Source organism: Xanthomarina gelatinilytica (assembly GCF_000348685.1).
In the GTDB taxonomy this organism is placed as follows: Bacteria; Bacteroidota; Bacteroidia; order Flavobacteriales; family Flavobacteriaceae; genus Xanthomarina; species Xanthomarina gelatinilytica.
Window position 1 is genome coordinate 26,241 of sequence record NZ_ANLA01000017.1, and the last position, 12,089, is coordinate 38,329.

A 12,089-nucleotide genomic window follows, 5' to 3' on the forward strand; every position below is an offset into this window, starting at 1 on the left:
ATGATACAAAATTTGCAAAAAAATAAACAACTTATTCTTTTTGATGGTGTTTGCAACCTTTGCAATGCCAGTGTGCAATACGTTATAAAACACGATAAAAACAATGTATTTATGTTTGCACCTTTACAAGGTGAAACAGGACAACTTATTATTGAAAAATATCAAATAGACACTGCCAAAACAGATTCCATACTATTATATACAGAAGGAAAAGGAATTGTTTACAAATCTACAGCAGCTCTTAAAATAGCCGGAAAATTAGGCTTTCCCAGAAACTTATTGCAAGTCTTTTTGGTCATTCCTCCCATAATTAGAAATTGGGTTTACGATTATGTAGCCAAAAACCGTTACAAATGGTTTGGCAAACAAAACGAATGTATGATTCCTACAGAAAATTTAAAAGCTAGATTTTTAAATTAGTTCAAAATTTATAATTCAATTAAACTCTCTATAATTATAAGTGTTAAATAACCAGCAATAGCGAAGACCAGTTATCATATGAACGGAATTGGTTGCGGTAGTTATGTCTCTAATTGAAGATCCACAAGATGTGACAAAAATTACACAGGAATACACCAAAAAGAGTCATAATACTTACATGAGAAAAAAATTTAAAGTTTAATTTATTAACTAAAAACAGTCAATATTTTTTTAGAGCAGCTCTATAATATAACATATTTTAACAACAGCAAATTTAAATATTACGATACATTTGCAAATTATTTAAATGCGTTAAGATGCCTACTGCCAAATACTACATTTCGGTTATTTCTGCCTTTACCATTTGGGGCTTTTTCAGTGTTGTGTTAAAATCCCTAGATGATTTTACAGCTTTCGATATTTTAAGTTATCGTTCTCTATTGTCTGCTGCCATCATGATGGTTATCACATTATTTTTAAGGCCTAAAACTTTAAAAAAAAGTAAGGAATTATTTTTCTCGTTTGAAAAAAAAACACAGTATCGAATTATAGGTATAAACATTCTTAGTGGTTTCTTTTTGGCTTTAAATTGGTATATTTTTATTTACGTGATGAACAATGTAAGTGTAAGCGCTACTTCTTTGGCCTATTTAATTTGTCCCATCCTAACCATGGTTTTGGCGTATGTTATTTTAAAGGAAAAGCTTTTTAAATTACAATGGTTTTCGGTGATATTAAGTTTAATTGCTTGTTTGTTGCTTTCCTTGGGAAATTTCATGGACTTATTTTACAGTATGGTTATTGCATTTTCTTATGCTCTATATTTAATCTTGCAACGAAAAAACCAGGAAATGGATCGGTTTTTGGTGCTTACTGCCCAAATATTTTTTGCTGTAATTTTATTGTTCCCTTTTTTTATGACATACGATTTCCAAACCGTTAAAACACCATTCTTTTATAAAATGATAGGTTTAATTGCAGTGGTTTTTACAATCATCCCAATGTTTTTAAACATCTACGCTTTAAAAGGGCTACCCTCTTCCATAGTGGGAGTGTTTATTTATTTAAACCCAATCATTAACTTTTTTCTGGCTATTTTCTATTTTAAGGAAGAATTGACACTGCTTCAAGGCCTTAGTTACCTGTTAATTATAGTATCCATCATCATATTCAATATTCCTGCTCTAAAGCATCGTATTCACAGGCGTAGAGCGACACATATTCAATAATGACAATCCATAAAAAAAGGTCTTGAAGTATGTTCAACACCTTTTTTGTAAACTTAACAACTAACCAAAAAATTAAAATAAAACTATGAATATGTATATAAATATATATTAACACATTTATTTTGACACTGTAAACATACCAAGATTTTTAAAAAGCTTCATGATAAACTCGACGAACGGATAGAAATAATTGTTTTATTTTAAAAACATGCAAAAATCATCCATAAAATACATAAGTGTTTGATAATTAAGCTTAAAAAAGGATTTTTTTTAAAAGGCTTACTTTAAACTATTTAAGATAAAGTCTAAATCTTTATTGAAAGCATCTTTCAACAAATACGCATCTGTATAATATTTTGAAGTATTTGCAAGACCCATGTCCTGCAATTTATAGATGGCATCCTTATATTCCAAAGAAGATTTCCCAGTAAGAATAACATCCAAATCATTGTCCTGCTTGGCATATTGATACACTTTTTGCAAACCAGATAAGTACAGATGGTCTTTGGTAAATCCTCCACCTCTATGCACACGAAGGTTTATGGCAAAAGCTTTGTCCTTTTCAAGCTTGTATTGATTGTACAACAAGTCGAAAGTGTCCGAAAAGCTATAGCCTTTTATCAAACTATCCACAGCTATCACACGATAAGACAATTCCTTTAACCTGTTTAAGGTTAAACAACCAGACATGTATTCGGAATATACTGCAAGGCCTTCTTGGGTTTCCACATTATTGGGAAATCCATTGGAAAAAATCTGTAATGGCTGGTTTACAGCATTAAAGGTGGTTACCATATGTACTCCTATTTCATGGTTTGCCAATACTTGAAGCTGGTTTTTACTGAATTTATGGTTCTTTCTCAAAAGTAAGGTTTGTGCATTGTTTTGAACCATTGCTGCAGCCGAAATATTAGTGGATAACTTAATGTGGAACTTAAAATCGTAACGCTTGGAGAATGCTTCAAAATATGCAACAGCTTCCTGTGCTGTGTATAAGGGCTGCATGTCTTGAGAAAAATCAGCATCTTCAAACCTTAAAATAAATTTGGCATTATCTAAATCCTTTTCAGTTGGTGTCCCAAAACTTTTTAAGCTATTGAAATAAAATTTACGACCTTGGTTAATGGTTTCTATGCACTCTATCAACCCAGAATATTCGTAAATAATATCTTCATACAACAGTCTGATATGTTCCTCTTGAATACGCTCCAATCTTTGGGAATAAAACAAACGATGCAATTTAAACCCATTGAATTTTATTTTTGGATACTTGAACTGTGGTTCATAATTAAATTTTGAAGCATAAAACTGCTTTTTCTCACTTTCAATATTCAATGGATTGATATAGTTTAGAAGTTCAATTTTTTTAACCAATCGGTTTAAATTGGCATCAATATCAAATAAACTCTGGTGTTTTTCTATTAGTTTTTCTGAAATCATTATCTAGAATACATGTTGTAAAATTCCGAAGCATGTTTTGGAAGCCTGTTTTTAAGCGCATCCGAAACTGTAGTGACTACTTCGGGAAATATAATTTGTTGATATTCATCGCAATATATTTTTGCGATTTCTGTTGCCAAAACTAAAGTGTTCGGGAAATTATTTGTAATGAATTTTAAAAAATAGCCATTGCCTTGAAATGTGTCGTTGATCTTTGAAGTTGATGCAATTTGATCAGGAAACTTAATCTCAGACAAACTTTGTCTCCAAGCCTCAATGGAAGCCTTAAACCTGTTGTTGTCTATATTACTGGTTCCCAAATTCCAGGTTGGCACTTCCCTATCCCAACGTTGCCAATTATAACTGTGCATGTCGTAAACCACACAAACACCGAATTTTTTTTCCAGTTTGTTTGTTAACGCATAAACCACTTTATAAAACGCTAGATGTTTCAGTAAGCTTTTTTGTTTTAAATGGTCAGGTAAGGGCTGTCTCCAAAGTTGTTTTCCCCAAGCTGTTTCAAAAACTGCTTCTTCTGGAGGTCTGTTTAAATCGTATTCAAACCTGGAATCGCAACCAGCAAGAACAATGGGATGGGAAGCAATCATATTCTTGGTTTCAGGGTCTTCCTCATACCACCTATCGTATTCAGAGTGCAAGCAGTTATCCCATAATTCTTTTCTAAATTGATGTCCATCGTGAATGGCTGCACAGACATAAGGCACATAAGCTTCAATTTTTAAGCTAAAGGAATAATCTTTGCAAACAGCATGAAATGCTTCTTCGTTCTCAATGTTTAAAATAATCTGTTCAACCGAAAGCCTTTGCATATATCAACCGTTTGTTAAACTTCCCCATTCGGTCCAGGAACCATCGTAAACCGATAGATTTTTGTATCCTGCTATTTCTGCTCCTAAAGCTAAAACACAGGCTGTAATTCCAGAACCACAAGAAAAAATGAGGTCTCTATTTGTGTCTGCTAGTGGTTGAAACAGCTGTTTTATCGCGTCTTCTGGTTTTAAAAACCCCTTATTGTCCAATAAATTTTCAAAAGGTAAATTAACCGAATTGGGAATAGTGCCTCTACGCAGACCTTCTCGTGGTTCTGCTTCCAAACCTTTAAACCTGTTTTCGGAACGCGCATCAATAATCAGGTATTTATTGTCTTGAGCTGCGTTTTTTAAATCTTTAAAAAAGACCAAATATTTTGGTTGGAGTTTTGCTTCAAAATTCCCAAATTCATTTTTATGGTCTTGTTTGGGTTCCGTTTGAAAACCTGCTTTTTCCCAAGCAGGAAAACCGCCATCCAGAACAGCCACATTGTTAAAACCAAAAGCTTTAAACAACCACCAAACCCTAGCACTGGAATAAATGCCTTTTTCATCATAAACCACAATGCCACTCTGTTTGTTTATCCCTAAGGCTTGAGCTTCGTTTGTAAATTGTTTTTCAGAAGGAAAAGTAGTGGGAAATGGCGCAGATACCTCACTGAATTTATTTTTTAAATCGAAAAATCGGGTTGATGGAATTTGCGTATTGATCGTATTTATGTCATTACCTGTTACTTTTGGAATGGTTGCGTTAAGGATTACAAGATTAGGATGTTTTAAATGGGTTTTAAGCCATTCCACAGAAACAATTGGTGATGTTATTTTTAATTTGGAGTTCATTGGGTCATCTATTAAACTGAAACTGGATTTTACCAACTGCTTTAAGCGTCTTCAACTTTCTTTCTTAAACGTGAGCGTCTGTTAAAAGCTTCTACGTTGTCAAGCACTTTACTTTCTAGAAAATCGATAACTTTCTCTTCAACCTTATATTTGTTTTTATACACTTTATTAATGTAGGTAATACCTCCAGGAGACATCACATTGACCTCTACCAATTTACCTCCAATAACATCTATACCAACAAAATAAAGCCCATCTTTAACCAATTTAGGGCCTATTTGCTTGCAAAGTGCTTTTTCGGCTTTTGTGAGGCTGTGTTTTTGTACAGAACCACCAGCAGAGACATTGGAACGATGGTCCTCTGAACCAGGAACACGTTTCATGGCGCCAATTGGTTCGCCATTAAGCATTAAAATCCTAACATCACCTTGCTCTGCTCCTTCTATATAATCTTGAAGAATCACATAATTGGATGTGCCATCTGCACTGTTTATGTAAAAATCCAATAAGGAGTTGATATTGCTCATAGCCGATTTTTCAATAAGTATAACACCAGAGCCACCAAAACCGTTCAAGGGCTTGATAATCATTTTATCGGATTTGGATTCTTTTATTTGACGTATTAGGTAGTTTTTGTTTTTAGACACATGCGTATTTGGGATAATGTTACTATGTGCATCACCAAAAGCAGCTGTGTAAAGTTTGTTGTTGGCTTCTCGCATCCCTTCTATAGAATTGATAATAAAAACATCATCTTTAACAGAATCCAAAAAATTGAGCATGATTGGGTCTAACGGAGGGTTGGCTCTAAAAAAAATCGTATCGAAACCAGCCAAAGGCAACATCTCTTCTCTTGTTGTGGCTTTTTTATAAAACGCTTTTAAAGAAGCGGGTACTTTTTCCATACGTCCAATAACGGTACAAAAGGCATTAGTAACACTGTTCCTTATGGTAAGGTTTGCTGGTGTACAAATAGCCACACCATGATTTCTTTTAACACATTCTTTAATCAAAGCCAAACTTGTGTCGTTTTCCGGATCTATGGTATCCCAAGGATACATTAAAAAGCAAATATTCATAATTCTATTTAATGGGTTGGTTTTTTAAAGTTAATGATAAAAGCACAACAATTAAAACAGATTATGAATCTAAATCAAAAGTTTCTGTTGGGTTTTCATGTTCTTTATAGTCCAGCATGTTTTCCCCATCAGCAATAATAGAGCATACAGTTGCATCACCAGTTACATTTACAACAGTTCTGAACATGTCCAAAATTCTATCTACCGGAAAAATTATGGCTATCCAAGCTGGATTTAAACCAACCGAATCCAATACAATAATAAGCATTACCAAACCAGCACTTGGCACTGCTGCAGAACCAATTGAAGCCAAAGTAGCGGTTAATACCACAGTAACTTGTTGTGCAAGGGTTAAATCTATCATGTGCATTTGTGCCAAGAAAATAACAGCTATTGCCTGATACATACTGGTTCCATCCATATTTACCGTTGCTCCAATAGGCAACACAAAACTGCTTATTTTTTTATTTACGCCTAAATTTTGCTCTACGCATTCCATGGTAACAGGAAGTGTGGCAGCACTACTGGAAGTAGAAAAAGCTAAGGTTTGCGCTGGACTCATCCCTTTAAAAAAACCTGTATAGGGAATCTTTTTTACAAAGGTTTTTAGGATTATAGGATAAATCACAAAAATCATTAATAACAATCCAAGCAATACCGTTAAAGAATACCAACTGAGCCCTTTAAAAATCTCGACCACTTTGCCTATATCGTTTCCAGCCATTTTACTAACAACACCTGCCAATAAAGCAAATACAAAAAATGGAGCAGCTTGCATGACTACATCCACCATTTTTAAAAAGACTTCGTTTATCCCATCGACCAAATTCAAAACAGGCTGTGACTTATCTGTAGGTATAAATAGCAAGCAAACACCAAAAAAGATGGCAAAAAAGATAATTTGAAGCATCAAACCATTATTGGATAAAGAATAGAAAAAATTACTTGGTACTATGTCCACCAAAGGTTGTAAAGGAGTGGTTTCTTTTCGGCTTTTGGCTGTTTCCACTTTGTCTGAAACGGCAGCTTCTTTTAATTCACTTTTGGATAATTCTGAAATTTCCTGAGCACGTTCAAAAAACTCTGGGTCTTGAAGATAGTTGATGCCATCCTTTATCTCATAACCTTGAGAATCTGCCCATATTTCATAACTGATCCTATTGTCTATCCTGCTTTGTTCATCGATTAATTTTCCAGGTTTAAAGGTGTTTACCAACAACAAACCCAAAGAAATGGCCATAATGGTTGTAAGCAAATAAATTCCCAAGGTCTTTCCTCCCATTCTTCCCAAACTGGATGGGTCTCCTATATTGGCAACACCACTAATAATGGAAAACAAAACTAAGGGAACTGCTATTAACTTCAATAGGTTAATAAAAATGGTGCCAAAGGGATCAATCCAATTAATGGTAAAAGCACTCCAGCCCATGGTGCTTGAAAGTAAAGCCCAAATGATACCAAGTACCATCCCAATTATAATTTTCCAATGTAATGCTAGTTTTTTCATAAGCCCATATGTCCTTCGTATAACTTCCCAAAGGAAAGAAATCATTAGTTATATTTAATTAGTTATAAATTTTATTAAGCAAATAATAGTCAGCAAGAACCAAAGCAGCCATTGCCTCCACAATGGGAATGGCTCTTGGCACCACACAAGGATCGTGACGACCTTTTCCTTGCATCTCTACGATGTTCCCTGAACTATCCAAAGCATTTTGTTTTTGAATTATGGTAGCCACAGGTTTAAAAGCCACTCTAAAATAAACATCCATACCATTGCTGATACCTCCTTGTATGCCTCCAGATAAATTGGTTTTTGTACTGCCATCTGCATTAAACAAATCGTTGTGTTCACTACCAGTCATTTTGGCGCCACAAAAACCACTGCCATATTCAAACCCTTTTACGGCATTTATGGAAAGCATGGCTTTGCCTAATTCGGCGTGGAGTTTATCAAAAACCGGTTCTCCAAGTCCAACAGGTACATTCTGCAACACACAAGTAACTGTGCCTCCAATGGTATCTCCTTGTTTTTTAATGTCTTTTATTTTTGAGATCATGCGTTCTGCTGTATCCTTGTCTGGACAACGAACAGCATTGGATTCTATTTTTGAAAAATCTAAATCCTGGTATGGTTTTTCAAGAAAAATATCGCCAACAGAAGAGGTATAGGCATGTATAGTCACCTTTTTTAAAAGTTGTTTGGCTATGGCTCCTGCCACAACCCTACAAGCTGTTTCACGTGCAGAGCTTCTGCCTCCTCCTCGATAATCACGAATACCATACTTTTTTTCGTAAGTATAATCGGCATGACTTGGACGATACACATCTTTTATATGCGAATAATCTTTGGATTTTTGATTCGTATTTTTAATTGTAAAACCAATAGGAGTTCCTGTAGTAATTCCTTCAAAAACACCTGATAAAAACTCTACGGAATCTGGTTCTTTTCGTTGGGTAACAATGCTGGATTGTCCTGGTTTTCTTCTATTTAAATCGTTTTGAATGGCTTCAAAGTCCAGTTTCAATCCTGGAGGACAACCATCTATAATCCCTCCTATAGCGACGCCATGAGATTCACCAAATGTGGTTAGTTTGAATAAGTTCCCGAAGGTGTTTCCTGCCATTCTCTTAAGTATCGTTGTTTGTTTTAAGTATCAAGTACGCTAAAATATATTTTATATTACAGAAACAAAAATTATAAGAGGGCTTCTTTAAGGATTGTTATTGGATGTTTGGCTTTCTTTTGGGTACCATCACTTATTTGATGTCTGCAACTTGTGCCATTTGCCGAAATCAATGTTTGTGGATCTGCTTTTCTTATGGCTGGAAATAAGGTTTGTTCGCCAATGTTCATGCTCACGTTATAATGTTCTTTTTCGTAACCAAAACTTCCTGCCATACCACAGCAACCACTTGGAATAATGGTTACCTTATAGTTTTCCGGTAAATTCAGGACGTCAAAACTGGCTTTCTGGTTGCTCAATGCTTTTTGATGGCAATGTCCATGAAACTTTATGGTTTTGGCTTCTTTGGTAAATTTCTCAGGTTTGATATTGCCTAAAACAATTTCTTGTTGAATAAACTCTTCTATTAAAAAGGTGTTTTCAGCTATTCTTTTTGCTGATTCTTTATCATCTACCAGTTTTAAATATTCATCTTTAAATGTTAATATAGCTGAAGGTTCAATACCTACCAATGGTGTTATGGCTGTGATTTTATCTTTAAATATGCTAATGTTTTTAGTGGCTACTTCTTTAGCTTGTTTTAGCAAGCCTTTGGATAAAAAGGCACGTCCAGATTCTTCATGATTTAAAATAATGACTTTGTAATTTAAAGCTTGTAAAAGCACTAAAGCATCTAAACCAATTTGTGTGTCCAAATAATTGGTAAATTCATCATTAAACAAATAGATAGTTTTTATATGTTTTTCTTTAAAATTCTGATTTAAAGTAGTTTGATGCATTTTACTTAAACTTTTATTTGAAATCAAAGGCAGTTTTCTTTTAGGAGCTATTCCGAAGCTTTTTTTCAATAATGAAGCAGTGAATTTACTTGAAAACATAACATTTGTGAAGTTAGGAAACTTACTCCCTATCCTATTCAATTGATTATTGTATGCAAACAATTTTGTTCGTAGTGAAATGCCATTCTCTTTCTGATATTGATATTGAAACTCGGCTTTTAGACTAGCAACATCTACACTACTTGGACATTCACTTGCACAAGCTTTACAACTTAAACATAAGTCAAATACCTCTTTTAGTTCATGGTGGTTAAATTTGTTCTTTTTTTCAGAGTTTGTTAAAAATTCCCTCAGCGCATTGGCTCTAGCTCTAGTGGTGTCTTTTTCGTTCCTGGTTGCTCGATAACTGGGACACATAGTACCTCCAAATTCAGGAAGTTTTCTACAATCTCCCGAACCATTGCATTTCTCAGCTTCCCGAAGAATACCCAAAGATTCTGTAAAATCTAAGAAGGTTTCAATTTCAGGTTCTTTTCTATCTGGAACATAACGCAGGTTTTTATCCATTGGAAAAGCATCAACAATTTTTCCTGGATTAAAAATATTATTAGGATCGAAAGCTGTTTTTATATGCTTCAGAATCTGATAATTAGCATCCCCAATCATTAACGGAATAAATTCGGCCCTTACAATACCATCGCCATGTTCGCCACTCATGGATCCTTTGTATTTCTTCACTAAATGGGCTACATCTGTGGTTATTTTTCGAAACAATACCACGTCTTCTTTTTTCTTTAAGTTTAAAATGGGCCTTAAATGCAACTCTCCTGCTCCCGCATGTGCATAGTAAACAGCTTCTTGATTATAAGAGGCCATTAACTCTGTAAATTCATGAATGTAATCCGCTAAATCGGTTAAAGCCACAGCAGTATCCTCAATACAAGCAGCAGTTTTTTTGTCACCAATTATATTGCCCAACAATCCCAATCCAGCTTTTCTTAATTCTATGGCTTTATCAATTTCTTCGGCTATAAGTATGGGGTTTGCATAACTTAAACCCAAACGTTCTATAGAATTAATTAGGGAATTGGCTTGGACTTGAGCATCGTGAACAGAATCTGCTTTAATTTCACACATTAAAATTGCTTGAGGATCTACCACTATAAAGCGTCTGTTTTCCTGTTGGGTTTTGTTGTGTTTGGTAAGGTCCAAAATGGTTTTATCCATCATTTCACAAGTGTGTAAATCATGCTGCATTACAGTTACAACAGCGTTTAAACAATCTTGAATGGATTTGAAATGTGCTGCAATAAGCAGGTTTTCTTTTGGTGGAAGCACATCCAGCCTTAAGGTTATTTCTGTGGTAAACGCCAATGTTCCTTCACTGCCCGAAAGCAATTTGCACATGTTGAAATTTTCTGGTTTCCCTACAAAAACATTGGTGTTAATCAGTTCATCTATAGCATAACCTGTATTTCTTCTGTGAATCTCAGGTTTTGGGAATTCCCTCAATATGTTGGTCTGTACCGTTTCGGGAACCAATTCGTTATAAATGGTTTTATAAATGCTGCCTTCCAAAGAATTCATAGCGAGCTTTTGATGGAATTCTTCTTTGGTCAATTCCCCAAAAACAACTTCGGAGCCATCACTTAAAACGGTTTTCATTTCAAGCACTTTATCTCTGGTTACACCATATTGAATGGAGGTAGTTCCAGAAGAGTTGTTGCCAACCATACCTCCTATCATGCATCTGTTGGAAGTTGAAGTGTTGGGTCCAAAAAACAAACCAAATGGCTTTAAATAGTTGTTAAGCTCATCCCTTACAATACCAGGTTGAACCGTTACTGTTTTATCTGTTTGGTTTAGCTGTAAAATCTTAGTGAAATATTTGGAAACATCAACAACTATACCAGTTCCTACACATTGCCCAGCCAAAGAGGTGCCTGCCGTTCTTGGTATTAAAGAAGTTTTGTTATTTTTTGCAAATTCAATTAAAACCTTAATATCCTGAGTGGTTTTTGGAAAGGCAACGGCTTGAGGTATCATTCTATATACCGAAGCATCAGTTGCATAGATGGATGTTGTTAAATCATCGTAATGAAAATCGCCTTCCAGCTGTTGTTTCAACTCTTTAAAAAGACGATCTGTTTGCAATAATTTCAAATATTTATAGTTTAAAAGATAGCCATAAATTTAAGATTAGTTTATGACTTTTTGTAAAACAAATTTGTTTATTTTGAACTTCAAATTAGAAAAGATTATGAAAAAAATAGCATTAATAGCATGTGCCTTTTTAGGCTTTACAACATTTATGAACGCACAAGAAATATCTAAAAACGCCATTGGTTTAAGACTTGGCGATAGCGATGGTTTTGGAGCTTCAATATCCTATCAACGTGCCATTATGGAAACCAATCGACTGGAGTTTAACTTTGGTTGGACAGATGGCAAAAATTACGATGGCGTAAAATTGATAGGTTTGTACCAATGGGTTTGGAACATTGATGGTGGTTTTAATTGGTATGCTGGTCCAGGAGCTGGTTTTGCTGCTTATAAATTTGAACATCCCAATGGCAACGACCATAAAGATGGGTTTGTTATTTTATCTGGAACCGTTGGAATTGAATACAACTTCGATTTTCCATTGTTGCTTTCATTGGATGTAAGACCAGAACTTGGTTTTGGAGATGATGTATATGATAACAACGATTTGGATTTTGATTTAGGTTTGGGAGTACGCTATCAATTTTAAATACATTTTTTAAATACATATCAAAACACCTTT

At 34.6% G+C, this 12,089-nt stretch carries 10 protein-coding genes; 3 read left to right on the forward strand and 7 right to left on the reverse strand.

All coding sequences use genetic code 11. The features are described 5' to 3' along the window. Positions 1-420 carry a thiol-disulfide oxidoreductase DCC family protein gene (locus D778_RS11110; protein ID WP_007650684.1) on the forward strand — a complete coding sequence of 140 codons (420 nt, stop codon included), beginning with the start codon at positions 1-3 and terminating at the stop codon, positions 418-420. A gap of 317 nt (positions 421-737) precedes the next feature. Then, positions 738-1,649, forward strand: a complete 912-nt coding sequence (locus tag D778_RS11115) for an EamA family transporter (protein WP_007650686.1) — start codon at positions 738-740, stop codon at positions 1,647-1,649. A gap of 279 nt (positions 1,650-1,928) precedes the next feature. Here D778_RS11115 and D778_RS11120 read toward each other — a convergent pair whose 3' ends face one another. From D778_RS11120 to D778_RS11150, 7 genes are all read right to left on the reverse strand, one after another. After that, positions 1,929-3,089 (reverse strand): flavohemoglobin expression-modulating QEGLA motif protein, encoded by a 1,161-nt coding sequence (locus D778_RS11120; protein ID WP_007650689.1) that lies wholly within the window; start codon positions 3,087-3,089, stop codon positions 1,929-1,931. Further along, a complete protein-coding gene (locus D778_RS11125) occupies positions 3,089-3,919 on the reverse strand; it encodes an N-formylglutamate amidohydrolase (RefSeq protein ID WP_007650693.1) in 831 nt (276 codons plus the stop codon). Before D778_RS11125 ends, D778_RS11120 begins: the two co-directional genes overlap by 1 nt. Positions 3,920-3,922: 3 nt before the next feature. Further along, positions 3,923-4,759 (reverse strand): sulfurtransferase, encoded by an 837-nt coding sequence (locus D778_RS11130; protein WP_040492266.1) that lies wholly within the window; start codon positions 4,757-4,759, stop codon positions 3,923-3,925. 41 nt (positions 4,760-4,800) lie between these two features. Further along, the gene (gshB, locus tag D778_RS11135) at positions 4,801-5,838 is read right to left on the reverse strand and encodes a glutathione synthase (RefSeq protein WP_007650697.1); all 1,038 of its coding nucleotides are present in this window, start codon (positions 5,836-5,838) and stop codon (positions 4,801-4,803) included. A gap of 61 nt (positions 5,839-5,899) precedes the next feature. Next, entirely contained in the window at positions 5,900-7,345 is a 1,446-nt protein-coding gene (locus tag D778_RS11140) for a dicarboxylate/amino acid:cation symporter (protein WP_040492268.1), read from the reverse strand. Between the two features lie 58 nt (positions 7,346-7,403). Continuing rightward, the gene (gene aroC / locus D778_RS11145; protein WP_007650700.1) at positions 7,404-8,465 is read right to left on the reverse strand and encodes a chorismate synthase; all 1,062 of its coding nucleotides are present in this window, start codon (positions 8,463-8,465) and stop codon (positions 7,404-7,406) included. A gap of 71 nt (positions 8,466-8,536) precedes the next feature. Further along, entirely contained in the window at positions 8,537-11,467 is a 2,931-nt protein-coding gene (locus D778_RS11150; RefSeq protein ID WP_007650701.1) for an FAD-binding and (Fe-S)-binding domain-containing protein, read from the reverse strand. Between the two features lie 97 nt (positions 11,468-11,564). On the opposite strand from D778_RS11150, the gene D778_RS11155 reads away from it, so the two are divergent. Further along, positions 11,565-12,056: a hypothetical protein gene (locus D778_RS11155; RefSeq protein ID WP_007650705.1), complete on the forward strand. Its 492-nt coding sequence runs from the start codon at positions 11,565-11,567 to the stop codon at positions 12,054-12,056. The last annotated feature ends 33 nt before the right edge of the window (positions 12,057-12,089 follow it).

Coding starts and splice junctions, on each gene's coding strand:
- gshB (WP_007650697.1), bottom strand. CDS start 5,838: ATGAATATTTGCTTTTTAATGTATCCTTGGGATACCATAGATCCGGAA.
- D778_RS11110 (WP_007650684.1), top strand. CDS start 1: ATGATACAAAATTTGCAAAAAAATAAACAACTTATTCTTTTTGATGGT.
- D778_RS11125 (WP_007650693.1), bottom strand. CDS start 3,919: ATGCAAAGGCTTTCGGTTGAACAGATTATTTTAAACATTGAGAACGAA.
- aroC (WP_007650700.1), bottom strand. CDS start 8,465: ATGGCAGGAAACACCTTCGGGAACTTATTCAAACTAACCACATTTGGT.
- D778_RS11120 (WP_007650689.1), bottom strand. CDS start 3,089: ATGATTTCAGAAAAACTAATAGAAAAACACCAGAGTTTATTTGATATT.
- D778_RS11155 (WP_007650705.1), top strand. CDS start 11,565: ATGAAAAAAATAGCATTAATAGCATGTGCCTTTTTAGGCTTTACAACA.
- D778_RS11115 (WP_007650686.1), top strand. CDS start 738: ATGCCTACTGCCAAATACTACATTTCGGTTATTTCTGCCTTTACCATT.
- D778_RS11130 (WP_040492266.1), bottom strand. CDS start 4,759: ATGAACTCCAAATTAAAAATAACATCACCAATTGTTTCTGTGGAATGG.
- D778_RS11140 (WP_040492268.1), bottom strand. CDS start 7,345: ATGAAAAAACTAGCATTACATTGGAAAATTATAATTGGGATGGTACTT.